This window comes from Streptomyces asoensis, assembly GCF_013085465.1.
GTDB lineage: Bacteria > Actinomycetota > Actinomycetes > Streptomycetales > Streptomycetaceae > Streptomyces > Streptomyces cacaoi_A.
Genome location: NZ_CP049838.1, coordinates 8,711,683 through 8,737,201, shown reverse-complemented (window position 1 = coordinate 8,737,201; position 25,519 = coordinate 8,711,683). Strand labels below are relative to the sequence as shown.

The 25,519-nt window shown below is 73.2% G+C and carries 17 protein-coding genes; 8 read left to right on the top strand and 9 right to left on the bottom strand.

All coding sequences use genetic code 11. The annotated features are described in order from the left end of the window. Nucleotides 1-23: 23 nt before the first annotated feature. Nucleotides 24-2,336: an MMPL family transporter gene (locus G9272_RS38835; protein WP_171400901.1), complete on the bottom strand. Its 2,313-nt coding sequence runs from the start codon at nucleotides 2,334-2,336 to the stop codon at nucleotides 24-26. Between the two features lie 219 nt (nucleotides 2,337-2,555). On the opposite strand from G9272_RS38835, the gene G9272_RS38830 reads away from it, so the two are divergent. After that, nucleotides 2,556-3,425: an SCO6745 family protein gene (locus tag G9272_RS38830; protein WP_171400900.1), complete on the top strand. Its 870-nt coding sequence runs from the start codon at nucleotides 2,556-2,558 to the stop codon at nucleotides 3,423-3,425. Between the two features lie 57 nt (nucleotides 3,426-3,482). On the opposite strand, the gene G9272_RS38825 is transcribed toward G9272_RS38830, so the two are convergent. Next, nucleotides 3,483-5,363: an ABC transporter ATP-binding protein gene (locus G9272_RS38825; RefSeq protein WP_171402357.1), complete on the bottom strand. Its 1,881-nt coding sequence runs from the start codon at nucleotides 5,361-5,363 to the stop codon at nucleotides 3,483-3,485. A gap of 261 nt (nucleotides 5,364-5,624) precedes the next feature. Between G9272_RS38825 and G9272_RS38820 the strand changes: the two genes are divergently transcribed. Further along, on the top strand, nucleotides 5,625-6,548 hold the full coding sequence (locus G9272_RS38820; protein ID WP_171400899.1) for a lysylphosphatidylglycerol synthase transmembrane domain-containing protein: 924 nt from the start codon (nucleotides 5,625-5,627) through the stop codon (nucleotides 6,546-6,548). Nucleotides 6,549-6,572: 24 nt separating this feature from the next. On the opposite strand, the gene G9272_RS38815 is transcribed toward G9272_RS38820, so the two are convergent. The 3 genes from G9272_RS38815 to G9272_RS38805 are packed head-to-tail and all read right to left on the bottom strand — an operon-like array spanning nucleotide 6,573 to nucleotide 10,629. Further along, entirely contained in the window at nucleotides 6,573-7,832 is a 1,260-nt protein-coding gene (locus G9272_RS38815; protein WP_171400898.1) for an NAD(P)/FAD-dependent oxidoreductase, read from the bottom strand. Next, nucleotides 7,829-9,193 (bottom strand): FAD-dependent oxidoreductase, encoded by a 1,365-nt coding sequence (locus G9272_RS38810; protein ID WP_171400897.1) that lies wholly within the window; start codon nucleotides 9,191-9,193, stop codon nucleotides 7,829-7,831. Before G9272_RS38810 ends, G9272_RS38815 begins: the two co-directional genes overlap by 4 nt. Beyond that, on the bottom strand, nucleotides 9,190-10,629 hold the full coding sequence (locus G9272_RS38805; RefSeq protein ID WP_171400896.1) for an FGGY family carbohydrate kinase: 1,440 nt from the start codon (nucleotides 10,627-10,629) through the stop codon (nucleotides 9,190-9,192). The genes G9272_RS38810 and G9272_RS38805 overlap by 4 nt, the downstream gene beginning before the upstream one ends. 310 nt (nucleotides 10,630-10,939) lie before the next feature. On the opposite strand from G9272_RS38805, the gene G9272_RS38800 reads away from it, so the two are divergent. The 3 genes from G9272_RS38800 (at nucleotide 10,940) to G9272_RS38790 (ending at nucleotide 14,876) form a co-directional block, all read left to right on the top strand. Beyond that, a complete protein-coding gene (locus G9272_RS38800; protein ID WP_171400895.1) occupies nucleotides 10,940-11,935 on the top strand; it encodes a hypothetical protein in 996 nt (331 codons plus the stop codon). A gap of 97 nt (nucleotides 11,936-12,032) precedes the next feature. Next, nucleotides 12,033-13,574, top strand: a complete 1,542-nt coding sequence (locus G9272_RS38795; protein WP_171400894.1) for an amino acid permease — start codon at nucleotides 12,033-12,035, stop codon at nucleotides 13,572-13,574. Nucleotides 13,575-13,775: 201 nt separating this feature from the next. Continuing rightward, nucleotides 13,776-14,876 (top strand): mechanosensitive ion channel family protein, encoded by a 1,101-nt coding sequence (locus G9272_RS38790; RefSeq protein WP_171400893.1) that lies wholly within the window; start codon nucleotides 13,776-13,778, stop codon nucleotides 14,874-14,876. Nucleotides 14,877-14,903: 27 nt separating this feature from the next. On the opposite strand, the gene G9272_RS38785 is transcribed toward G9272_RS38790, so the two are convergent. Next, nucleotides 14,904-16,451, bottom strand: coding sequence for a M1 family metallopeptidase (locus G9272_RS38785; protein ID WP_171400892.1), 1,548 nt, complete (start codon nucleotides 16,449-16,451; stop codon nucleotides 14,904-14,906). A gap of 209 nt (nucleotides 16,452-16,660) precedes the next feature. Between G9272_RS38785 and G9272_RS38780 the strand changes: the two genes are divergently transcribed. Further along, a complete protein-coding gene (locus G9272_RS38780) occupies nucleotides 16,661-18,880 on the top strand; it encodes an NADP-dependent isocitrate dehydrogenase (protein WP_171400891.1) in 2,220 nt (739 codons plus the stop codon). 179 nt (nucleotides 18,881-19,059) lie between these two features. Then, nucleotides 19,060-19,860 (top strand): N-formylglutamate amidohydrolase, encoded by an 801-nt coding sequence (locus G9272_RS38775; protein ID WP_171400890.1) that lies wholly within the window; start codon nucleotides 19,060-19,062, stop codon nucleotides 19,858-19,860. A gap of 240 nt (nucleotides 19,861-20,100) precedes the next feature. Here the strand turns inward: G9272_RS38775 and G9272_RS38770 are convergent, their stop codons facing one another. The 3 genes from G9272_RS38770 to G9272_RS38760 all read right to left on the bottom strand — a co-directional run bounded on the left by G9272_RS38770 (nucleotide 20,101) and on the right by G9272_RS38760 (nucleotide 22,695). Further along, entirely contained in the window at nucleotides 20,101-20,598 is a 498-nt protein-coding gene (locus tag G9272_RS38770) for a hypothetical protein (RefSeq protein ID WP_253268074.1), read from the bottom strand. 23 nt (nucleotides 20,599-20,621) lie between these two features. Beyond that, nucleotides 20,622-21,197 carry an RNA polymerase sigma factor gene (locus G9272_RS38765; protein ID WP_020127476.1) on the bottom strand — a complete coding sequence of 192 codons (576 nt, stop codon included), beginning with the start codon at nucleotides 21,195-21,197 and terminating at the stop codon, nucleotides 20,622-20,624. Between the two features lie 70 nt (nucleotides 21,198-21,267). Then, nucleotides 21,268-22,695, bottom strand: a complete 1,428-nt coding sequence (locus G9272_RS38760; protein ID WP_171400887.1) for a S8/S53 family peptidase — start codon at nucleotides 22,693-22,695, stop codon at nucleotides 21,268-21,270. Nucleotides 22,696-22,903: 208 nt separating this feature from the next. Here G9272_RS38760 and G9272_RS38755 point away from each other — a divergent pair, with 208 nt between their 5' ends. Further along, nucleotides 22,904-25,507 carry a CHAT domain-containing protein gene (locus G9272_RS38755; RefSeq protein ID WP_171400886.1) on the top strand — a complete coding sequence of 868 codons (2,604 nt, stop codon included), beginning with the start codon at nucleotides 22,904-22,906 and terminating at the stop codon, nucleotides 25,505-25,507. The last annotated feature ends 12 nt before the right edge of the window (nucleotides 25,508-25,519 follow it).

Genomic DNA, 25,519 nt, shown 5'->3' with positions numbered 1-25,519 from the left:
CCGCGGGCGGCCCCTCCAGGCTGTCACTGACGGACGGGGAGATCCCGGACCGGGAGGTCCCGTCGCGCCGCCCCGTCGGTCGCCGCCCCGTCGGTCGCCGCCCCGTCGGTCGCCCCGTCGGTCGCCGCGGCGTCGGTCGTCACGGCAGTGGTCGCCGCGTCGCGGGTCAGGGCGTGCCCCTCGACGTCGACGTGGGGCACGATCCGCTCCAGTCGGCGGGGCATCGTCCAGGCACGCTCACCCAGCAGCGCGAGAACGGCGGGCACGATCGTCAACCGCACGAAGAAGGCGTCGAACAGTACCGCGACGGCCATGCCGAACCCGATCATCTTGATCAGTGTTTCGCCGACCCCGATGAAGCCGGAGAACACCGAGATCATGATCACCGCGGCGGCGACCACCACTCGGGCGCTGTGGCGGAAGCCGGAGACGATCGCCTGTCCGGGACGCTCTCCCTGGAGGTGGGCCTCCCGGATGCGGGTGACGAGGAAGACCTCGTAGTCCATGGCGAGTCCGAAGACGATGCCGACCATGACGATCGGCATGGTGTTCATGATCGGGCCGGTCTGGTCCACGCCCAGCAGCCCGGCGAGCCACCCCCACTGGAAGACGGCGACGACCGCGCCGAGGGCCGCCAGTACCGACAGCAGGAATCCCAGGGCCGCCTTGAGCGGTACCAGTACGGAGCGGAACACGATCAGCAGCAGCAGGAACGCCAGGCCCACCACGAGCCCGAGGTAGGGCACCAGGGCGCCCTGGACCTTCTGGTCGCTGTCGATGTTGCCCGCCGTGCTGCCGCTGACCATGAAGGTGGCGTCGGTGGCCTTCTCGATCGCCGGGCGGTCGCCGCGCAGGGTGTGGATCAGTTCGACCGTGCGCTCGTCGGTGGGAGCGGTGGCCGGTGTGGCGGTGAAGATCGCCGTGTCTCCCGCCGTGTTGAAGCTCGCCGCCGAGACGGACACGACGCCCTCGGTGGCGCCGATCTGCCGGGCGGTCGCGGCCACGGCGGCCTTGGGATCCTTGGCCGACCCGGCGTCCACGACGATGGTCAGCGGACCGTTGAAACCGGGGCCGAAGCCCTTGGCCAGGTCGTCGTAGGCACGGCGCTCGGTGGTCGAGGTCGGCTTGGACTCGTCCCCCGCCGTGCCGAGGTGCAGCTTCGCCGCGGGCAGGGCGATCACGCCCAGGGCCGCCACCGCCACGAGCAGCACGGCCCGCGGCCGGCGGACCACCAGGCGGGCCCACCTGCTGCCGAGGTTCGGCTTGTCCCCGCCGGCGGCAGGTCGCGCACCGGCGCGTGCGGCCCGGCGCACCGAGCGGGCCAGGACAGCGCGGGGAAAGATCCCGAGCATGGCCGGGATCAGGGTCACCGCGACCAGCACCGACAGGGCCACGGTGCCGGCCGCGGCCAGTCCCATCTGGGTCAGCGTCGGGATCCCCACGACCGACAGCCCGGCCAGGCCGATGACGACGGTCAGGCCCGCGAACACCACCGACGATCCGGCCGTGCCCACGGCCACTCCCGCCGCGTCCTGCGGCGCGCGGCCCCGGGCGCACTCCTCCCGGTAGCGGGAGACGATGAACATCGCGTAGTCGATCCCCACGGCCAGCCCCAGCATCAGCGCCAGGGTGCTGGTGGCGCTGGACAGGCCCAGCGCGCTGCTCAGGGCGAGGATCGTCGCGGTGCCGATCCCGACACCGATCAGCGCGGTCAGCAGCGGCAGCCCTGCCGCGGCCAGTGAACCGAACGTGACCAGCAGGACCACGGCCGCCACCACGACACCGACCAGCTCGGTCACACCGCCCGAGGGCTGGGACGCCAGCACCGAACCGCCGACCTCGACCGTCAGCCCGGCGTCCCGGCCCTCTTCGACGGCCTTCTCCAGGTCCTGCTTCGCGGCGTCGCCGACGTCCTTCGCCTTCACCTCGAAGGTGACCGACGCATACGCCGTCGACCCGTCCTCGCTCACCGTGCCCGCCTGGAACGGATCGGCCGCCCGGACGACCTGATCCACCGTGCCGACCCTGCCCACGACCTCATCGACGACCGACCGGTTCTGCGGGTCGGTCACCTGCTGCCCGTCGGGCGCCACGAACACGATCTTCGCGCTCGCGCCCTCGGCGCTGCCACCGACGCTCGCCCCCGGGAAACGCTGCTCGATCAGGTCGAACGCCCGCTGCGATTCCGTCCCCGGCATCGAGTAGGAACCGTCCGGTACGGCCGGCGCCAGCGCCGAGGCCGTCCCCGCGGCGACGAGCGCCACCACCCACATCAACACGACACGCCAGCGCCGCCGGAAGGCCGACCGGCCCAGTCGATCAAGGAAAACAGCCACAGGAAGGGTCTCCACATCCGAACTCGGGGAACCCTTCCAGGCTGTCCGCGCAGCCCCCGCCCGTCTTCGTGTGGCCGCCGGTACGCCCCTACTGCATGCGCAGTAGACGCACCCTGACCGTCCACGACGGTCGGCAGCAGCTCCAGGGTCCATCTGCTCGACGGGCCGACGGCGCCACCTCTCTGGAAATGTTACCGACCGGTCGGTACCGTGCCCGTCATGACCACCGTCGCTCTGGACCCGCGCGCGGGCCGCCACTGTCACAGCACACTCAACTCGCTGCACGCGACGCACTACTTCTCCCCCGACCTGGGCCGGGAGCTGGGCGCGGTCGGCGTCACGCACCCGCGGGCCGTCAACTTCGCCGTGCGGGCCGCCGCGTTGGGGCCCGTCGGGGCCGGCGCGGTGACGGCGACGTTCTACAACTACAAGCACACGCTCGTCGCCCGGCACGTGCCCGCGGTCTGGGAGTCGGCCACGCCCGAACAGGTCCTGGCGGCACGCACGCGCGCCGTCGACTCGACGCTGCGCCGCCAGCTGGGCGCGGACGTGGTCGCGTCCGCGGAGATGGCGGAGGCGGCACGGCTCGCCCTGCGCGCCACCGAGGCCTGCTCGCGCAGCGCCCGGCCCCTGTACTCGGCCCACGCCGACCTGCCGGTCCCCGAGGAGCCGCACCTGGCGTACTGGCACGCGGCCACGCTGCTGCGCGAGCACCGGGGCGACGGGCACCTCGCCGTGCTGATGGCCGCGGGACTCGACGGTCTGGAGGCGATGGTGACCCACACGGCGACCGGCAAGGGCATGTCGCCGCAGTGGGTGCTCGACACCCGCGGCTGGAGCCGGGAGGACTGGGACGCGGCGGCCGGCCGGCTGCGGGAGCGCGGTCTGCTGGACGAGGACGGGGAGCTGACCGAGCAGGGCCGCGCGCTGCGCCAGGAGATCGAGCGGGAGACGGACCGGCTGGACCGCGCCCCGTACGCACACCTGGGCGCGGACGGCGTGGCCCGGCTGACCGAGCTCGGCACGGGCTTCGTACGCACCGCGCTCGCCGCCGGCGCCTTCCCGGCGGATCTGCTCGCCAAGCGCTGACCTCCCGAACGCGGCGCGGGAAGCGGCGGCCTGTCGGCGCGCCGCCCTCGCCCCGCCTCAGCGCGCGACCGCCTCCGTCATCCCCGGCTGGTCGAACTGTGTCCGGTGCAGCTCCGCGTACCGTCCGCCGGTCGCCAGGAGCTCCTCGTGCGTGCCGCGTTCCACGACCCGGCCGGACTCGACGACGAGGATCAGGTCGGCGGCGCGCACGGTCGACAGCCGGTGGGCGATGACGATCGCCGTACGGTCCGCGAGGGCCTCGGCGAGGGCTTCCTGGACGGCCGCCTCGGAGGTGTTGTCGAGGTGCGCGGTGGCCTCGTCGAGGATGACGACGCGCTGGCGGGCCAGCAGCAGCCGGGCGATGGTCATGCGCTGGCGCTCGCCGCCGGAGAGGCGGTAGCCGCGTTCCCCGACGACCGTGTCGAGGCCGTCGGGGAGGGAGCGGACGAGGTCGTCGAGGCGGGAGCGGCGCAGGGCGTCCCACAGTTCGTCCTCGGTGGCCCCGGGACGGGCCAGCAGGAGGTTCGCGCGGACGCTGTCGTGGAAGAGGTGGCCGTCCTGGGTGACCATGCCGAGGGTGGCCCGCAGGGAGCCCGCGCTCAGGTCACGGACGTCGACCCCGCCGATCCGGACGGCGCCGGCGTCGACGTCGTACAGGCGCGGCAGGAGCTGGGCGATGGTCGACTTGCCGGCGCCCGAGGAGCCGACGAGGGCGACGGTCTGCCCGGGAGCGGCGCGGAAGGAGACGCCGTGCAGGACCTCGGCGCCGCCGCGGGAGTCGAGTGAGGCGACCTCCTCCAGGGAGGCCAGGGAGACCTTGTCGGCGGACGGGTAGCCGAAGCGGACGTCGTCGAACTCGACGGAGACAGGGCCCGGCGGCACCTCGCGGGCGTCCGGTTTCTCCTCGATGAGCGGCTTCAGGTCGAGCACCTCGAAGACCCGCTCGAAGCTGACCAGCGCGCTCATCACCTCCACCCGGGCCCCGGCGAGGGAGGTCAGCGGGGCGTACAGGCGGGTCAGGAGCAGGGCGAGGGCGACGACGGCGCCCGGTTCGAGGGTGCCGTTCAGTGCGAGACGGCCGCCGAGGCCGTAGACGAGGGCGAGGGCCAGGGCGGAGACGAGGGTCAGGGCGGTGATGAACACCGACTGGGCGGTGGCCGTACGGACGCCGATGTCCCGGACGTGGGCGGCGCGGGCCGCGAACTCCGCCGACTCCTCCTCGGGCCGGCTGAACAGCTTGACCAGCGTGGCGCCGGGCGCGGAGAAGCGCTCGGTCATCCGGGTGCCCATCGCCGCGTTGAGCGTGGCCGCCTCGCGCTGCATGCCCGCCATCCGGCTGCCCATGCGCCGGGCCGGCAGCACGAACACCGGCAGCAGGGCCAGCGCGAGCAGGGTGACCTGCCAGGACAGGGTGAGCATGACGGCGAGGGTGAGCACCAGGGTGACCAGGTTGGAGACCACTCCGGAGAGGGTGTTGCTGAAGGCGCGCTGAGCGCCGATCACGTCGTTGTTGAGTCGGGAGACGAGCGCTCCCGTACGGGTACGTGTGAAGAACGCGACCGGCATCCGCTGCACATGATCGAACACGGCCGTGCGCAGATCGAGGATGAGCCCCTCCCCCAGCGTCGCCGAGAGCCTCCTGCCCAGGATGCCGAGCGCCGCCTCCAGCACCGCGATGACCGCGATGAGCAGCGACAGCCGGACGACCGCGTCCGCGTCGCCGTGCGACACGATCGCGTCGACGACCCGCCCGGCGAGGACGGGGGTGGCGACGGCCAGCAGCGCGGTCAACACCCCCAGCAGGACGAACAGGGCGATCCGGCGGCGGTGCGGGCGGGCGAATGCGCCGATGCGGCGCAATGTCACCCGGTCGAAGGGGCGGCGTTCCTGCTGGGCGTGCATGACGCTGTAAAGCTGCGTCCAGGCGGTGCTCTCCATGCTCATGGGAGTGACCGTAGGACCTCAAGCAACCTTGAGGTCAAGGTTCTCCCCACATCCTCGACCCCCACATCCTCGACGACAAGGGATCGGCCGAGGGATCAGCCAGCGGATCAGGCAAAGGATCAGACGAAGGACCCGATGACCGTACGCAATGTTCCGTCCCCGCTTCCGCAACCCGCCGTTGGCGCCGTGCGGCGAACCTCTCCGAGTGTGACAGCGGTTCCCGTTCCCCTTCCCCCAGGCAGGCCCGCCCGGCGTGTGCCGGTGCGCCAGATCCTGTGTCTGCTTCCGCTCCTGCTCGTCACCGTGGTCGCGGTGCGGCACCGGTCCGTTCTCGTCGAGGGCTTCGCACAGCTGCGGAGCGCGCAGTGGCCCTGGCTGCTGGCCGCGCTCGCGGCGACCTGCCTGACGTGGGTGGCGGCGGCCGTCACCCGGCAGGGCGCGGTGGTGGAGCGGCTGCCCGGACGGCGGCTGCTGGCCGCGCAGTTCGCGGCGGGCGCGGCCAACCACCTGCTGCCGACCGGGCTGGGCGCGAGCGCGGTCAACCTGCGGTTCATGACCGTGTGCGGGGTGCCCCTGGCCCGCTCCTCCGCGGCCCTCGCGCTGTATCTGTTGGCGGAGGGCGTGGCCCGGGTGGGTCTGCTGACCGTGCTGCTGCTCGTCTTCCCCGACGCGCTGCGGCTCGGCTCCCTGCTGCCCGACGGGGCGCTCGGCCCGCTGCTGGGCGTCCTCGGGGCGGCCGTGCTGGCGGTGGCGGTCGTGCTCGCCCTCGTACGGCGGCTGCGGTCGGCGGTGTGCTCCTTCCTGCGCACCGCCCTCGGCGAGGCGCGCTCGGTGCACTCCCGCCCGGCCCGGGCACTGGCCCTGTGGGGCGGCTCGCTGGCGTTCCCGGTGCTCCAGGCGGCCGGTCTGGCCGCGGTGGGGCTGGCGTTGGGACTGCCGGTGCCGGTGGCGCACATGGCGGTCGCCTACCTGGCGGCGACGGTGGCGGTCGCGCTGGTCCCGATGCCGGGCGGGATCGGCTCGGTGGAGGCGGCGCTGATCGTGGCGCTGGTGGCGGCGGGCGGTCCGGTGGCGGTGGCCACGGCCGTGGTGCTCGGCTACCGGATCATCACGGTCTGGCTGCCGCTGGTGCCGGGCGCGCTGACGCTCGGTGCGCTGGTACGGATGAAGGTCATCTGAGGCACCCGCGAGGCCGCGAAGCGCTCAGGGCAGGACGCTCACGTGGACGGGACCGTCCTGCGGGTCGACCCGGTGCGTCCAGCCGGCCGGCAGACGCAGGGTGCGGTTCGGCAGGACGGCCGTCCACAGCCGTTCCCTGTGCAGTACGCGCCCGTTCTGGGTGACGCGCAGGACGGGGCGGGTCAGTCTCGTCGCGGTGCGCAGGACGTAGGGGAGGCGGTCGGCCGGGGTGACGCGGTTCGGGGCGATCCAGCGCAGGGGCGGGTCCACGAGGAGCGGGACGGCGTCGGCGCGGTCGGCGCCCGAGAGCCGACCGGCGTCCGCGAGGTGGTCGATGCCCGTGAGGTGGTCGAGGACGGCACCGGCGGCATGGGCGCCCTCACGGGCCGCAGTCGCCGCACTCTCCACGGCGTGCAGCACGCTGCCGACGGCGAAGACACCGGGGCGCGAGGTGCGCAGGGCGCCGTCGACGGCCGGGCCTCGGGTGCCGGCGTCCAGGGCGAGCCCGCCGCGCCGGGCCAGTTCGTGGTCGGGGACGAAGTCGCCGGTGAACACGACGGTGTCGCAGGGCAGTACGGCCGTACGGCCGTCGCGGTGCCGTACCCGCACGCCCGACAGGCGTCCGTGGCCCAGCAGTTCGGCGACCGTGGTGCCGGTGAGGAGCGCGGTGCCGTGGCGCAGCCGGGAGTCGGCGGCCCGGGCCGGGGTGGTCTGCGGGCCGGGCAGGTCGGTGAGCATCGCCACGACCGTGGCGCCGGCGGTCCGTACGGTGTCGGCGGCGGCGTACGAGACGTCCTCCGCGCCGACCACCACCGCGCGCGTACCGATCCGCTGCCCGTAGAGGTGTACGGCCTGCTGGAGTTCGCCGGTGGTGTAGACACCGGCCGGGCGGGTGCCGGGCACCAGCCGGGCCGCACGGGGGCGTTCGCGGGCGCCGGTGGCCAGGACGACCGCCCGTGCGGTGATCGTCCCGGGTCCCTCGGCGCCGAGGGTGTGCAGGGCCAGGGGGCCGGCCCAGTCGAGGGCCGTCACACCGGTGCGGACGGTTGCCCCGGCCTGCCGGGTCGCGGTGACCAGCAGCCGGGCGTAGGCAGGGCCGGTGAGGGGATGCAGCAGGGTGCCGTAGCCGCCGTGCGCGCTGTGCCGCGGCGCTCCCCCGGCCTGTGTCTCCCGTTCCACGATCTCGACGCGGCCCGCTCCGGCGGCGGCGAGCCGGGCGGCGGTCGCGAGGCCCGCGGGGCCCGCGCCGACGACCAGGACGTCGACCCGGCGTACTCCGGTCATGTCCGGGCCTCCTCCAGCAGGGCCCGCACGGCGGCCCCGCAGTGGAAGCCCTGGCAGCGGCCCGCGCGGGCCCGGGTGCGGCGGCGCAGTCCGTCGAGGGTGCGCGGCGGGATCGGATGGGCGAGGGCGTCACGGATCTCGCCCCGGGAGACGCGTTCGCAGTGGCAGACGAGGATGCCGTACTCGGGGCCGGTCCCCCGCCGGTCCATCCGGACCGGTCGCAGTTCGCGCACCGGTCCCGGGTCGAGGCCGGTCTCGGTTTCGAGCAGGCCGACGACGTGGTCGGCGATGGCGAGGGACGCGGTCAGACCGGTGGAGCGGATCCCGCCGACGGTGACACCGGCCCGACCGGGGTGGGCGGTGATGCGGTAGTCGTCGTGCCCGGTGGCGGCGCGCAGTCCCGCGTAGACGGCGGTGACCTCCTCGTCGAGGAGTCCGGGCAGGATGCGGCCGCCCTGCGCGCGCAGCCCCGCGAGGCCGTCGGCCGTGGAGTGCGTGGCCCGTTTGTCGTCCAGGTCCTCGGCGGTGGGGCCGAGCAGCACGTTGCCGTACACGGTCGGGGCGACCAGGACGCCCTTGCCGAGGGCCGTGGGCACGGGCAGCAGGATGTGCTGGACGAGATCGCGGGCGAACGTGTCGAAGACGATGAGCTGGCCGCGGCGCGGGGTGACGGTGAAGTCGTCGTGGCCGAGCAGCCGGTCGAGCGCGTCGGCGTGCAGACCGGCCGCGTTGACGAGGAAGCGGGCGCGCAGGGTGCCCCGGCCGGTGCCGATCACATGCGTGTCGCCCTGCCGGTCCACCTGTCGGACACGGCAGTCGAGGTGCAGGTCCACGCCGTGCCCGACGGCCTGGGTGGCGTACGCCAGCGGGGTCGTCCAGGGGCAGATGACGCTCTCGCCGGGCACGTGCAGGGCGCCGAGCGCGCCGGGCCCCAAGTGCGGTTCGCGCGCGTACAGTTCGTCGGCCCCGATCAGACGCGCGTCCTTGTACTCGTTGTGTTCGGCCTTCTCCGCCAGGCGGGGCAGCGCGGCGAGCTGCTCCTCGTCCCAGGCCACGAGCAGCGCGCCGACCGGCTCGACGGGGATGCCGGACTCGGCGGCGTACGCGGCGAGCAGGGCGGCGCCCTCGCGGACCAGACGGGCCTCCAGCGAGCCGGGAACCGCGTCGAATCCGGTGTGCAGGATCGCGGTGTTGGCCTTGGACGTGCCCTGGCCGATGTCGTCCTGGGCCTCGACGAGGGCGACCTTCAGGCGGGGCCGGCGGGCCAGTTCGCGGGCGATGGCGCAGCCGACGACTCCGGCGCCGACGATCGCGACGTCGTACGGCGCCGTGGGCAGCGGCCCCTCCGCGGTCACCGTCACGCCGGCGCCCTCTCCAGCAACGCGCCCACCGCAGCACGGAACGCGCCCAGCCGCCGCGCCGCCTCCGCCGCCGGGATACGGGGCTCGTACACGGCCGAGGGCCTGCCGTCGGGCAGCGCGTCGGCGACGCTCAGGCCGGGGGTGACGCCGAGGCGGGCCAGGGCGCCCGCGCCGAGGGCCGTCGCATCGGGCAGCGGGGACACCTCGACGGGACGCTGCGCCAGGTCGGCCTGGGTCTGCATGAGCAGGGCCGAGCGGGTCAGGCCGCCGTCGACCCGCAGGGTGGACACGGGCGTGCCGAGGTCGGCCGCCGCGGCCTCGGCCAGCTCCACGATCTGTGCGGCCAGGCCCTCGCACAGGGCGCGCACCAGGTGCCCCGGGGTGGTGTCCAGGCCGAGTCCGGTGAGGGAGCCGCGCAGGTCGCCGCGCCACCAGGGGGCGGCGAGTCCGGCGAGGGCGGGGACGAAGGTGACGCCGCCGCTGTCGGGCACGGTGGCGCCGACGGTGTCGAGGTCGGCGGCGCCCTGGATGACACCGAGGCCGGTGAGCCAGCGGACGGCGGAGGCGGCGGTGTACACCTGGCCGTCGAGACAGTAGGCGGTGCGTCCGCCGAGCCGCCAGGCGACACAGCCGACCAGTCCGGAGGCGCTGCGGCGGGCCGTGTCGCCGGTGGGGGCGAGGAGGAACGCCCCTGTGCCGTAGGTGCACTTGGCGATGCCGGGTGTGGTGACGCGTTGGGCGAGCAGGGCGGCCTGCTGGTCGACGACGAGGCCGGTGAGCGGGATCTCCGGGCCGAACGCGCGTGTGGTGCCCACCGGTTGGGCGTTGTCGACGATGTCGGGGAGCCGTTCGCCGGACAGCCCGTAGAGGTCGAGGGCGCGCGGCGCCCACTGCGAGCGGTCCAGGTCGAGCAGCTGGGTGCGGCCCGCGGTGGCGGCGTCGGTGACATAGGCGCCGGTGAGGCGGTGGACGAGCCAGGCGTCGCTGGTGGTGACGACTCCCTCGGTGGTGCGGTGACGTCGTATCCAGGCCATCTTGGGCGCGGCGAAGTACGGGTCCAGCGGCAGGCCGGTGAGGTGGCGCAACTCGTCGGCGTGCGGCTCCAGTTCGGCGCACACGGAAGCGGCCCGGCGGTCCTGCCAGACGAGGGCGTCGGTGAGCGGGCGACCCGTGGCCGGGTCCCAGGCCAGGACGGTCTCGCCCTGGTTGGCGAGGCCGAGCGCGACGACGGGTTCGCGGGCCTCGGCCAGCGCGTGGCGGCCGGCGGCGACGACCGAGTCGTACAGCGCGTCGGGGTCGACCTCGGCCAGTCCGCCGGACGGGTAGCGGGGGTGCACGGCGGCGAACCCGCTGCCGATCACGCCGCGTTCGGGGCAGATCACCAGGGCCTTGGTGCCGGAGGTGCCCTGGTCGACGGCGAGCACCGGACCCGTCATCGTGCCCTCCCTCGGTGATCGGTCGGGTGATCACGATCCGACAGCCTGCCGTCGGGCCACGGGTCCCGTCAAGAGGCCCCCGACCAGCGGCGACCCGACCTCCTTCACTGGCTGATGGTCAGTCAATTCATATGCGCCAAAAGGAGAGTTGGATCGAGCGGGAAACGAGTGTGATGCGTTTCCGGCGCCTCTATAGTGACGGCCGACCAAAGCGATCCCCTCACCCGCCGCCCCATCTGCCGCCCCGAGGAGGGCTGTTGTTACTCCACCCTGCCGTCGTGCCGGTGCCACGCCCGCGGGCGGGTGGCTGATGGCGAGAGACGGAGCACGGCCGGCCTACGACCCCGCCGGGCACGACGGCGATCTGCGGGCCGCTCTCCAGGAGGTCCGCACCGGGCGCTGGCTGTCGATGCGCGTCCTTCTGGAGCGCACCACGGCGTGGTGGCAGTGGACGCGCCGCACCCAGGTGCTGGCCGCGGCGGCGGCCGGGACGGACGTGGTGCGGGCCTGGCTCGCAGAGGAGCCGCACAGTGTGCCGGCCACGGTGATGCAGGCCCGGGTCGCCGTCGAGCGGGCGCTGCGGGCGCATCGTGAGCGCCATCTCCGTACGCACGAACTGTGGATCGAGGCCTGGGACCTGAGCCAGTCCGCGGCCCGGACCGCGCCGCCGGACCCGGTGCCGTGGGTGTGTCTGCTGGCACTGGCCCAACTGGACCGCAAGCTGCTGTGGGAGGAACACCGGGCGGCGCCGCCCGAGCCGAGCCTCCCGCCGGGCCCGTGGGGGCTGCTGGACGAGGCCGGCCGACGTGACCCGCACAACCGCGAGGCGCACCACCGCATGCTCCAGTTCCTGTACACGCAGGCGGGTTCCGGACGGCTGGCCGGGGCGGCGGGCTTCGCGCACCTGGTCGCGGGCACCGCCCCGCCGGGTTCCGCGCTGCACGTCCTGCCGCTGTACGTCCGGGCCGAGCGCTACCGGCGCGGTGGCGGGCGCGGCGCCGCCCTCGACCTGCACTGGGTGGCGGAGGACGCGACCCGGGAGGCGCTGCGGGCGCGGGAGGGGTGGTTCGACCGCGCCGGTCCCGCCGAACGCTCGCCGCTCGACCTCAACCATCTGGCGCACGCCCTGTGGGGAGCGCTCCGCTTCGCCGACGCGGCCGAGGTGTTCGACGCGATCGGCCCGTACTGCACGCCGCTTCCCTGGGCGTACCACGTCCCGGCTCCGGGCGATCACGCGGAGGCCGTGCAGGTGTTCCTCCAGGCCCGTACGCGCAGCCGGCCCGCGGCGCGGGGGCCTGGTTCCTGACACCGTCCGGGTCCCCTCACGCGCCACCCTCCCCTCCGCTCCCCTCCCCCCTCCCCCCGTGCTCCCCTCGTGGCCCTTCCTTCTTCGGAGGTTTGTCATGTCCAGCATCCCCGACCCGGCGGCTCTGCCCGCCGTACCCGCCGTACCCCGTCCCGACGAGGAACAGCGGCTGCGCGAACTCGGTTACCGGCCGGTGCTGGCCCGCCGGATGGGCGGATTCGGCAACTTCGCGATCAGCTTCTCCGTGATCTCGATCCTGTCCGGCTGCATGACCCTGTACGGCTTCGGCATGGGCGCGGGCGGCCCCGCGGTGATGCTCTGGGGCTGGGCGGGCGTGGGTCTGTTCGTGCTCTGCGTCGGGCTCGCGCTGGCCGAGGTCACCAGCGCCTATCCGACCTCCGGCGCCCTCTACTACATGGCCGACCGGCTCGGCGGCCGGCGCTGGGGCTGGTACACCGGCTGGCTGAACCTGCTCGGCCTGCTCGGCGCGATCGCCGGCATCGACTACGGCGCCGCGCTGTTCGTGGGCGCGTTCGCCAATCTCCGCTGGGGCTTCGAGCCGACGCCGGAGAAGACGATGCTGATCTTCGTGGCGATCCTGCTGCTGCACGCCGTGCTGAACCTGTTCGGCGTCCGCCTGGTCAGCGTTCTCAACTCCGTCTCCGTCTGGTGGCACCTGGCGGGGGTGGCGCTGATCGTCGGCGCCCTGTGGATCGTCCCGGACCACCACCGGTCGCCGTCGTTCGTGTTCACCGAGTTCGTCAACGACACCGGCTGGCACAACCCGGTGTACGTGGCCGCGATCGGGCTGCTGCTGGCCCAGTACACGTTCTCCGGCTACGACGCCTCGGCCCACCTCTCCGAGGAGACCTCCAACGCCTCGGTGGCGGCGGCCAAGGGCATCGTGCGGTCCATCTGGGTGTCGTGGATCGCGGGCTTCGCGCTGCTGGCGGGGCTGACCTTCGCCATCCAGGACTACGCCGCCACCCGCGCCACCGACACCGGCGTGCCGCCCGCGCAGATCCTCCTCGACGGGCTGGGCACGAACGGCGCGAGCGCGCTGCTCCTCGTGGTGATCACCGCCCAGTTGTTCTGCGGGAACGCCGAGGTCGCCGCCGCCAGCCGCATGGTCTTCGCGTTCAGCCGGGACCGCGCCCTGCCGGGCTCGGATCTGTGGCGCAAGGTCAACAGCCGTACCCAGACGCCGGTCGCGGCCGTGTGGCTGTCGGTGGTCGTCGCGGGTGTGCTCGCCCTGCCGTCCCTGTACTCGGCGACGGCGTACGGCGCGGTCACCGCCATCAACGTCATCGGCATCACGCCCGCGTACGCCATCCCGGTGCTGCTGCGGCTGCGCGCCGGGGACCGTTTCCGGCCGGGTCCGTGGCATCTGGGCCGCTGGAGCCGCCCGGTCGGGTGGGTCGCCGTGGTGTGGGTGGCCTGTGTGACGGTGCTGTTCTGCCTGCCCCAGTCGTCGCCGGTGACGGTGGACACGATGAACTACGCGTCCGTGGCCCTGGCCGTCGTACTGCTCCTCGCCACGGTGTGGTGGTTCGTGGCCCGCCGTTCGTACGGAACGCCCACCACCGCGGCCTACGGATCGGACCGCGAGCAGGCCGAACTGGCCGAGGGAATCGTCTGAGCTGCGGGATCCCGCCACCGCGACCGGATCCTCGGGTACGAACTCCCGTGCCGGATACGGCAGGATGAGCGGTCGCGCCCGCTCCGCGAACGGCGGGCCCGACCGCACATCCCGGAACCGAACAGGTGACATCGTGACGAGACTTCACAGCCGGCCGTCGGCGGCCCCGTGTGCCGCGGATCGACTTCCCGGAGGTGACCGGTGAACCGCGCCCTGACCCTGGACGACGGAGTCATCGCCGGAATCGCCCTGGCCACCGGCCTGTTGGCCGCCTTCCTGTCCCGCACCCTGCTGCGCTGGCTGGCGAAGCACGCCAAGCGCACGAAGTGGAGCGGCGACGACGTCGTCGTGGACGCGCTGCGCACCGTGGTGCCGTGGTCGTTGATCGCCGCCGGCGCGGCGGCCGCGGCCGCGGTGCTGCCGCTGACGAAGGCCGTCCAGCACACCGTCAACCAGTGTCTGACGGTGCTGCTGATCTTCGTGGTGACCGTGTCGGCGGCGCGGGTCGTCGCCGGGCTCGTGCAGTCGGTGACCTCCTCGCGCTCCGGAGTCGCCGGGTCGGCCACGATCTTCGTGAACATCACCCGGATCCTGGTCCTGGCGATCGGCTTCCTGGTGGTGCTCCAGACGCTGGGCATCTCCATAGCCCCGCTGCTCACCGCCCTGGGCGTCGGTGGTCTGGCCGTCGCGCTGGCCCTCCAGGACACCCTCGCGAACCTGTTCGCGGGCATCCACATCCTGGCCTCCAAGACCGTCCAGCGCGGTGACTACATCAAGCTGAGCAGCGGCGAGGAGGGCTATGTCGAGGACATCAACTGGCGTCAGACGACCGTGCGCGCCCTCTCCAACAACCTCGTCGTCATCCCCAATGGGCAGCTCGCCAAGACGAACATGACCAACTACATGCGTCCCGAGCAGCAGTTGACGATCCTGGTGCAGGTGGGTGTGGCCTACGACAGTGACCTGGAGCATGTGGAGCGGGTGACCTCGGAGGTCATCGCGGAGGTCATGACGGGCGTCGACGGCGCCCTCCCGGACCACGAACCCGCCATCCGCTTCCACACCTTCGGCGACTCGCGGATCGGCTTCACGGTGATCCTGGGCGTCGGCGAGTTCAGCGACCAGTACCGGATCAAGCACGAGTTCATCAAGCGGCTGCACCGCCGCTACCGCGAGGAGGGCATCCGGATCCCGGCGCCGGCCCGCACGGTGGCGTTGCAGTCGGGCACGGTCGTCATCCCGCAGCAGCGGACCGGCGACGACGACTTCGTGCAGGGCGGGATGACCGCCCTGCACGACTGACGGCGGCCGACGGCGTCGGCCGCCGGGTCAGAGCGTGGCCGAGTTCTCGTGCCAGCGCACGCCCGCCTGCCGGCGCGGGGCGGTGAGCGACGGCGTCACCGGGGTGACCGTCCAGTCCGGATGGCCGGGCATCCTCGGTGTCGTCGTGCCGTACAGCCAGTCCCGCAGGAAGCCGGACACGTCCTGCCCGCAGGTGTGCGAGGCGAGGGTGATGTAGTCCTCCGTCGACGCCGAGGAGTTGCGGTGGCGGGCCAGGAAGGTCCGCTCGACCGCGTGGAAGGCGTCCTCGCCGATGAGCTGCCGCAGTGCGTACAGGACGAGGACGCCGCCCAGGTAGCGCTGGCTGTCGAAGAGGTTGACCGCGTTCGGCGCGGCGACCGGGCCGGAGGTCCTGCGCCACTGGTCGCCGCGGGCGTAGGTGTCCTTCATCCGGGCCTCGAAGGTGGTCAGGCCCAGGGAGTCCGCCCAGCCCCGCTCGTAGCGGTACAGCAGCCCGTAGAAGTCGGCGTGGCCCTCGTTGAGCCACAGGTCGGCCCAGGTGGCGGGGCTGACGCTGTTGCCGAAGTAGGAGTGGACCAGCTCGTGCATCATGTGCGAGCCGATCTTCGGCTCCGCCTGGAGCAGGTAGTTCGGCTTGTACAGGGTGAGGGTCTGGGTCTCCAGGCCCGTGAAGTCGAAGGCGTTCGGGTCGTCGGAGTTGCAGGGCAGCAGTCCGTACGTCTCGAAGGGGTAGGCGCCCAGCCGTGCCTCGATCCACTCGACCAGGCCGGGGGTGAGCGCGAGGGCGGGCTCCAGGGCCTCGGCCCGCGCGGTCGGGACGACGTCGCGCAGCGGCAGTCCGTGCGGTCCCCGGCGCTCCTTCACGACATAGTCGCCGACGGTGATCTGCACCAGTTCGGTGGCGATCGGCGAGCGGGAGCGGTAGGTGTACGCGGTCCGGTCGCCGGCCAGGTTCTCGGTGCACACGAGCGAGCCGCTCGCGACGGCCCGCAGGGCGGCGGGGACGGTGATACGGAAGGTGAAGTCCGCCTTGTCCGACGGATGGTCGTTGCAGGGGAAGACGGTGTGCGCCGAGTCCGGCTGGGGACAGATCGCGAACCCGTCCGCCGTCGGGACCCAGGCGGTGTGCGCGAGCGCACGGCGCGGGTCCGCCGTGTAGGTCACGCACACGGTGACCCGGGCCCGGGCGGGCAGCGGCCGGGCCGGGGTGATCCGCAGCTTTTCGTCCACCTGTTCGAAGGTGGCCGTGCGGCCGTCGACGCGGACCGTGCGTATGTCCAGGCCCAGGGCGTCCAGCGAGAGGCGGCTGAGGGCCTGCGTCGTGCGCAGCTCCAGGGTCGCCGTGGCGTCGACCAGGGAGGTCGACGGGTCGTAGGAGAAGTCGAGGTGGTAGGCGCCGACGCGGTAGCCGTCGTTGCCCAGGGCCGGGAAGACGGGGTCGCCGAGGGTCTCGGGACCCGGGGTGTCACCGGGCTTGGTGTCCGTGTCCGCGAATGCCGTGTTTCCCCCGGCCAGGACTGCTGCCGTGCCGATCAGCGCGGCCGCCGGGGCCGTCACTCTGCTGCGATATCTCATGGTCCGCTTTCGCTCGGGCGGCCGGGTGGTCGGTCCGGCCGTCGGATGAGGTCGACGCTCTACCTGCATGACCACGAAAACAGCCGCTTCGGTTGCACCAGCGGAAACATCCGGACATCCCGGCGTGTGAGGAGACCCCTGTCGAGCCGACGCCGGTCACGAGATATCTTGATGTCGAGCAATGTTGCAGACGTGGAGCGGAGCACCCGGTGACTGACTCGACCATCATCTATACGCACACTGACGAGGCCCCGGCCCTGGCGACGTATTCCTTCCTGCCGGTGGTCCAGGCGTACGCCTCGCAGGCGGGTGTCGCCGTCCAGACGCGGGACATCTCGCTGGCCGGGCGGATCATCGCCGTGTTCCCGGAGTACCTGACCGAGGACCAGCGGATCCCGGACGCGCTGAGCGAGCTCGGTGAGCTGGCCAAGACGCCCGAGGCCAACATCATCAAGCTGCCGAACATCTCGGCGTCGATCCCGCAGCTCAAGGCCGCGGTCGCCGAGCTCCAGGCGCAGGGCTACGCGCTGCCGGCCTACCCGGACGACCCGAAGACCGACGAGGAGCGGGAGATCCAGGCCCGCTACGACAAGGTCAAGGGCTCCGCCGTGAACCCGGTCCTGCGCGAGGGCAACTCCGACCGCCGCGCCCCCGCGTCGGTCAAGAACTACGCGAAGACCCACCCGCACCGCATGGGCGCCTGGTCGCCGGAGTCCAAGACCAACGTCGCCACCATGGGGGTGGACGACTTCCGCTCCACCGAAAAGTCGGTCGTGATCTCCGAGGCCGGCTCCCTGAGGATCGAGCTGGTCGGCGACGACGGCTCCACCAAGGTGCTGCGCGAGTCGGTACCGGTCCTCGAGGGCGAGGTCGTCGACGCCTCCGTCCTGCACGTCGCGCCGCTGCGCGAGTTCCTCACCGCGCAGATCGCCCGGGCCAAGGCCGAGGGCGTGCTGTTCTCCGTGCACCTCAAGGCCACGATGATGAAGGTCTCCGACCCGATCATCTTCGGTCACGTGGTCCGCGCCTTCTTCCCGAAGACCTTCGCGCAGTACGGCCAGGCGCTCGCCGCGGCCGGCCTGACCCCGAACGACGGTCTGGGCGGTATCTACAAGGGCCTGGAGTCCCTGCCGGAGGGCGCCGAGATCAAGGCCTCCTTCGACGCCGAGCTGGCCGAGGGCCCGGCGCTGGCCATGGTCGACTCCGACAAGGGCATCACCAACCTGCACGTGCCGTCCGATGTGATCGTCGACGCCTCGATGCCGGCCATGATCCGCACCTCCGGCCACATGTGGGGCCCGGACGGCCAGGAGGCCGACACCCTCGCGGTGCTGCCGGACTCCTCCTACTCCGGCGTCTACCAGGCCGTCCTCGACGACTGCCGCGCCAACGGCGCCTACGACCCGTCGACCATGGGCTCCGTCCCGAACGTCGGCCTCATGGCGCAGAAGGCCGAGGAGTACGGCAGCCACGACAAGACCTTCGAGATCCCGACCACCGGCACGGTCCGCCTCGTCGACCAGGCCGGCAACGCGGTCATCGAGCAGACGGTCTCCGCCGGCGACATCTTCCGCGCCTGCCAGACCAAGGACGCGCCGATCAAGGACTGGGTGAAGCTGGCCGTCACCCGTGCCCGCGCCACCGGCAGCCCGGCCGTGTTCTGGCTGGACGCGACCCGCGCGCACGACGCCAACCTGATCGCCAAGGTCGAGGCGTACCTGTCGGAGCACGACACCGAGGGCCTGGACATCCGTGTCCTCAACCCGGTCGAGGCGACCAAGCTGTCGGTGGAGCGCATCCGCCGCGGCGAGGACACCATCTCGGTGACCGGCAACGTCCTGCGTGACTACCTGACCGACCTGTTCCCGATCCTGGAGCTGGGCACCAGCGCCAAGATGCTGTCGGTCGTCCCGCTGATGGCGGGCGGCGGTCTGTTCGAGACGGGCGCCGGCGGCTCCGCGCCGAAGCACGTCCAGCAGCTGGTCAAGGAGAACTACCTGCGCTGGGACTCCCTGGGCGAGTTCTTCGCGCTCGTGCCCTCCCTCGAGCAGTACGCCGGGTTCACGGGCAACACCCGCGCCAAGGTCCTCGCCGACACGCTCGACCGCGCCACGGCGACCTTCCTGAACGAGGACAAGTCCCCGACCCGTCGCGTCGGCGGCATCGACAACCGCGGCAGCCACTTCTACCTGTCCCTGTACTGGGCGCAGGAGCTGGCCGCGCAGACCGACGACGCGGACCTGGCCAAGGCCTTCGCGCCGCTCGCCGAGACCCTCGCGGCGAACGAGCAGACCATCGTCGACGAGCTGAACGCCGTCCAGGGCAAGCCCGCCGACATCGGCGGCTACTACCAGCCCGACCCGGCGAAGGCGGCGGCGTTCATGCGCCCGTCGACCACCTGGAACGAGGCGCTGGCGTCCCTGAGCTGACGCACCGGAACACCCACCTCCGCCCCGGCCGGGTCTCTCCCGGCCGGGGCGGCCGTGTGTCCGCCGGGGTCGGGGCAAACCGGCTTTCGTGACGGCAACAGCGGCACATGTCGCCCGGACGGGTGGATATGGCATCTTGATCATGCGCCATGCCACCGACAACGCCCCGGAGCAGCCTCATGACCCCTGCCGCACCGTCCTACGCCTTCCTTCCCGGCGCCGCCGACTCGCCGGTGATCCTTCATGTGCCGCACTCGGCGCGGGAGATACCGGCCGGGGTGCGGGCGGGCATCGTGCTGGACGACGGGGCGCTGGAGCGGGAACTGGACCACATCACCGACTCGCACACCGCGGAGCTCGCCGAGGCGGCGGCGCGGCTGGCGGGGGTGACGCCCTGGCGGTTCGTGAACCGGCTGTCGCGGCTGGTCGTCGATCCGGAGCGGTTCCCGGACGAGCGCGAGGAGATGCGGGCCGTCGGCATGGGCGCCGTGTACACGCGGACCACGCACCGCGAGGTGCTGCGGCCCCGGGAGACCGACCCCGAGCCGCTCGTCGCCCGCTACTTCCGGCCGTACGCGCAGGCGATGACCGACGCCGTCGCCGAGCGGCTGGCGGCCGTCGGACGGGCCGTGGTCGTCGATGTGCACTCCTACCCCACCGAACCGCTGCCCTACGAGCTGCACGGCGAGGGACCGCGGCCGCCGGTCTGCCTCGGCACCGACGCCTTCCACACCCCGCCCGAGCTGCTCGGCGCCGCGCGGAAGGCGTTCGGGGAGGCGGTGGGGGAAATCGGGCTCGACAGCCCGTTCGCGGGGGCCTATGTGCCCCTGGAGCACTACGGGAAGGAGCCGCGGGTGAGCGCGCTGATGGTGGAGATCCGGCGGGACACGTACATGACCGAGCCGGGCGGACCGGCCGGGCCGGGACTCACCCGGCTCGCCTCGGCACTCGCAGCCCTCGTGGACGCCGTCAGCGGCTGACCTCCGGCCCGCGCACCCGCACCGGACGGGCCGCCGGGGCCGGGTGACGGCGGGTGGCACGACCGGGGCCGCGGAGACCGCCGCGCCGGTCGGCCGGGCCCCCGGCCGCCGGTGGGCACGCCGGTGGACGCGCCGTCGGCCGGCTGCCGGGGCTGCGGCTCGCGGTCCCGGCCGACCGGGTCGCCCCGCCGCGGAGGACCGTCGTCCGGGGGCCGCCAAACCCGCCCGTCGCCTCCGGCCTCAGGCGCGCAGCCACTCCGTCACGACCACCTCCGCGCCGGTCCGCAGCCGCAGGGCGAACGGGCCGCCCGGAGGCGTGTCGCAGGCGAAACGGCCCATGTCGTCGGCGGTGAGCGGGGCGCCCGCCCGGGGGCCGTGCAGGACCTCGATCGAGGCCGACTGGGGCGGCAGCAGCTGACCCATCAGCCCCTCGTCGGTCACCTCCACGTCGACCGTCAGCCCACCCGTGTGGAAGGTCAGCATCCGCGGCACGTCCACCGCTCCCCGCACCGGGATGGCGTCGACCAACGAGTCGAACGTCAGCTCGGCGATCCGGGCGTCCAGGTCGTGCAGCGTGTAGGCCTCGATGGCGGCCCGCCGCAGCTCGGCGGGGACCGGGTCCAGGATGGCGGCGGCCTGGCGGAGTTCCTCCTCCAGCCGGTCGTGGTCGAACTCCTCGTCGACGAAGGGGACTTCGCCGAAGATGTCGTCCTGCTCGTCCTCGTTCCTGCCGTTCATACCGTTCCTGCCGTTCATGCCGTTCACAGAGCTCCCCGTGCGTCGAGTCGGGCGCGCAGGCGGCGCAGACATCGCTGGCGCATCGGTCCGATGCTGCCGACGGCGATGCCCAGGGCGGCCGACACTTCCTGATAACTGGGCGGCGGCGAGGCGATCAGGACCCGCAGCAGCTGCCGGCAGCGCTCGCCGAGCGCCTCGAACTCCTGCCACAGGAACCGGACCCGCTCGCTCTGCGCGGCCGCCTCCTCCGAGTCCAGGACCGACTGCTCGGGAGTCAGGTCCTCGCTGGCGCGGTCGAGCAGCAGGGGATCGTCGGTCGGGGTCAGCCGCCTTAAGCTCTTGATCACTTTCAGGCACTCGTTGCGCGCGGTGCTCGCGAGCCACGAACCGGCCTTGTGCGGCTCCCGGATCCGCCCGAGATGCTGGGCGAAGCGGAACCACACGGTCTGGTACACCTCGTGCCCGTCGGCATCGGAGAGCCGATGCGCGCGCACGACCGACCACACCAATGGGCTCAGCCCGTCCACCAGCGCTTTCCAGGCCGCCGTGTCACCGTCGACGGCGGACTGGACGAGCGCACCGACATCAGTACGGTCCACGGCCCCACCCCTCGTGTACGGCCTGTCATCGTACGCCGTGGCGGGGCCCCTCTCGGACGTCATGCCGCCCTCACGCCGTACCGACCTCGACCGGCTGCCAGGTGGGCGGAAGCAGTGCCGGGACGTGCGCGCCCCGCACCTCCGCGAACTCGGAACCGGTGGCGAGGAGCCGGCGGGCGGCGGCCCGTGGATCGGTCAGCCGGTGCGCGGTCATGTAGGCCGCGACCAGCCCGGCCACCAGGGGGGTCGCGAAGGACGTACCGCTCCAGGACGCCAGTCCCTCGAACATCACCTGGTCCGGCTTGCCCGGGCTGACCTGCTGCGCCTCGCTCAACACACCGGTGTGGCGCGGGGAGCGGCAGGTGCAGGAGTAGGTGAAGCCGTAGCGGCAGGCCTCGTAGGTGGAGTGCTGGTAGACGTACGGGACGGGGGTGTCGAACCCGGTGAGGGCGCTGGTGAGGCGCTCGCCGGGGGCGTAGACCTTCACCCAGGGGCCGTGGTTGCTGAAGCAGGCGCCGAACTCGCCGTCGCCGCGCAGCGCACCCACCGACAGCACCGCGTCGGCGTACTCGGGCAGTGAGGCGTAGGCGGCGGGCCAGAAGGGCGCGGCGCTGCCGTTGTTGCCGGCGGCCGCGACCAACAGGGTGCCCCGGGACTGGAGTTCCTCCATGAACGCGGCCACGCCGAGCAGGCCGTCCACCCGGCCGTTGGAGGTGCCCGCGGAGAGGCTGATGATGTCGGGCCAGCCGTCCTGGACGGCGTCGAAGAGCCGCTCGCCGAACTCGGACTCCAGGATCGCGCCGGCGTCGTTGAGGGTGCCCCGCACGGTGACGTCGGTGTTCGGCGCGACGGCCGCGACGAGCCCGGCGATGAACGTGCCGTGGCCGACGTACTGCTGGAGGATCCCGTCCTCGTCGGTCTCCCTGACCTGGGCGTCGCCCTCGGTGCGGGCCAGCAGCGGGTAGGAGCGGTAGTCGTGGGTCAGGCCGGTGTCGACGACGAGCACGCCGACGGCGTCGGCGTCCTCCGCGCCGTCGGCCGCCGGTGCCGCGCCGGGGTTGGGCTGGGCGCTGCGCGGGGCGGGCACCGGTTCGTCGCCGGGGCAGGCGTTGACGGCGATCGACACCAGGTGGTTGCGGCTGATCAGGCGGCGGCCCGCGCGGCCCTCCGTCTCCCGCAGCGCGCGCAGGGCCCCCGCGACGGTGTGGTCGGCGCCGCGGCCGCCCTCGCCGGGGTCGCCGACCCGGATCCGGGTGATGCCGGAGCGGTTGGTCTCCGGGCCCGCCCGGCGCACATGGTCGGGGACCAGGCCCTCGGTCGCGGTGAAGTGCGAGCGGACGGCGTCCTCGACGACCCGGGCCTCCTCGCCGTCGCGTGCGAGGACGACGCCCTTCTCGTAGATGAACTCGGCGGAGTCGTCCGGCCCCATCGCCAACGGGACGTCGGGCAGCGAACGTTGGAGGTGGTCGAACTGCTCGTGGAATCGCTGTGGTGCCATGGCGTGTCCTCCCCTGTGCCGGTGGTCGACAGCAAGACCCGCGGGACGGCCGTCTGATACAGGTGGTGCGACGGCGGATGGGGGTGGTGCGGTTGCGGCCGCGCGCCCCCTCACGATGCCGACTCCGTTGACACGACGTCCAATTGTTACTGGTGGATACAGTGCCGAACCGGTGTGGCGTGCAGGCCTGAGCACTACCATCCGTGGAGTGACAGCGGGAAACGACTCGGTTCTCGAACTGCTGCCGATGGTGTTCGCCGCCCCGGGCGACGCGTTGTCGCGGGCGGAAGGAGTGCTCGACACCGATCCGACGCCGTTGCACGCCTCGGTCGCCCACCAGGTGATCGGCATCTGGCAGCGGGACTGGGGCGACATGCGTCTGGCCCTGGACCATCTGCGGCGCGCCCGGGACCTCGCGGCGCGCGCGGACTCGGCCGAGCGGGAGGCGGACGTCCTCGGCACGCTCGGCGTGGCGCTGGTGCACGCGGGCCGCACCCGGCAGGGGCTCGCCGCCTTCGAGCGGGGGGTCGAGCGCGGGACCGGCCACACCCGCGCGCGCGTGATGTACCGGCGGGCCTACTCCTTGTGGGTCCTCGGCCATCATCGCGAGGCACTGGAGGACGTACGCCGGACGATCCCCGTGCTGCGTCAGGCCGACGACGTCATCTGGACGGCGCGTGCCCTCACCCTGCGCGCCACCGTGCACCTGGCCCTCGGGGCGGTGGACCGGGCCGAGGCGGACTTCACGGCGGCCGAGGCGCTGTGGGACACCACCGGCCAGGAACACGACAAGGCGGACGCGGTGGAGAGCCGGGGGCTCGCCGCCTTCCGTTCCGGTGACGTGCCCGCAGCCCTGCGGCTCCTCGACGAGGCCGAGGAGCGGTACGCCAAGCTCGGCACGCCGACGTTCATGCTCAACATCCGGCGCTGCGAGGTCCTGATGGCGGCCGGTCTCGCGCCGGAGGCGCTGGCCGAGGCGGACGCGGCGATCGGGGTGCTGGACGGCATCGGCGGGCAGTCCACGCGCAAGGCGGAGCTGCTGCTGGCGGCCGCGAGGGCGGCGCGGCTGGCGGGCGATCCGGGGACGGCGATCGCGCGCGCGGCGGTGGCCGAGCGGCTCTTCGCGGGACAGCGGCGCACCTGGTGGGAGACGCACGCCCGGCTGGTGCTGATCGAGGCGCGGGTGGCCACCGGACGCGCCTCGGGGCGGCTGGTCGCGGACGCCGCCAGGCTCGCCGAACGGCTGGCCGCCTTCCAGGCGCCGGCCGCACCGGAGGCCTGGCTGCTCGCGGGCCGGATCGCGCTGGACCTGAACTGGACCACGGACGCCGAACGGTATCTCCAGATCGCGGCCCGCAGCCGGCGCAGCGGGCCGCCGCTGGCTCGGATGACGGGCTGGGCGGCGCAGGCGCTCTGGGCGCGGGCCACCGGCTCGGGCCGGGGCGTGCTGGAGGCCTGCCGGCGCGGGCTCGACGTCCTCGACGACCACCGGACGACGCTGGGCGCCTCGGAGCTGCGGGCCCGGGCCACCGCACAGGGCGCCGAGCTCGCCGCGCTGGCCCAGGAGGTCAGTCTGGAGCGGGGCGGGCCACGGCAGTTGCTGGTGTGGAGCGAGCGGTGGCGGGCCACGGCGCTGTCGACGCCGCCCACCCGGCCGCCGGCCGACCCGGCGCTGCTGAGCGGGCTGACCGCCTTCCGGGTGATCGCCGCCCGCGCGGAGGCCGCCCGGATGGACGGCAAGCCGGTGCCGACGCTGGAGCGTGAACAGCGGCGCCTGGAGCGGGAGATCCGGTCCCGGACCCTGCACATCCGCGGGGTCACGCCCTGGGGCGGCGACCGGTTCGACGCGGGCCGGCTGCTGGAGCGGCTCGGCGACGGGCGGCTGGTCGAACTGGCCGTACTGGACGGGCGGGTTCAGGTGCTGCTGTGCGGGGGCGGGCGGGTGCGCCGGTTCGCGGGCGGGCTGCTGGCCGAGGCGGAGCGGGAGGCCGAACACGTACAGGCCGGGCTGCGGCGGCTGGCCCACCCCGGCGCGGAGGGCCGACTGCCGGTGGTGGAGGCGGCGGGGCGAAAGCTGGAGGAACTGCTGCTCGGCGAGGCGGCGAGGCACCTGGGCCCGGGTCCGCTGGTCGTGGTGCCGCCGGCCCGGCTGCACCGGGTGCCGTGGGCGCTGCTGCCGTCGCTGCGGGAGCGAGTGGTCAGTGTGTCGCCGTCGGCCAGCGGCTGGCTGCGCGCGCGGGAGACCGAACCGCCCCCGGGCGGGCGGCAGGTCCTCGTACGGGGCCCGGGGCTCGCGTCCTGCGGGGCGGAGGTGCCGGAGGTCGCCGGGCGGTACGGCCGGCCGATCGTACTGGAGCAGGAGGACGCCCATGTGTCGCGCGTGCTCCAGGAGTTGGACGGGGCCGCGCTGGCGCACATCGCCGCGCACGGCACGTTCCGCGGCGACAGCCCGATGTTCTCCTCGCTGCGGATGGCGGACGGGCCGCTGATCGTCCACGACTTCGAGCGGCTCGCCCGCAGCCCGTACCGGATCATCCTCTCCAGTTGCGACACCGCCCGGCTCGCCTCGGTCGGCGCGGACGAACTCCTCGGCCTGGTCACGGCGTTGCTGCCGCTGGGTACGGCGGGTGTGCTGGCGAGCAGCGCGCCCGTCAACGACGCGGCGGTCGTCCCGCTGATGTTGGCCCTGCACAAGGGCATCAGCGCGGGTCTCTCCCTGGCCGAGGCCCTGCGGGACGCCCGTGCCGCGCTGCCGGACGACGCGCTGCACCAGGCGACGGGGTGGGCGTTCACGGCGTTCGGCGCGGCGTGAGCCGACCCCGCG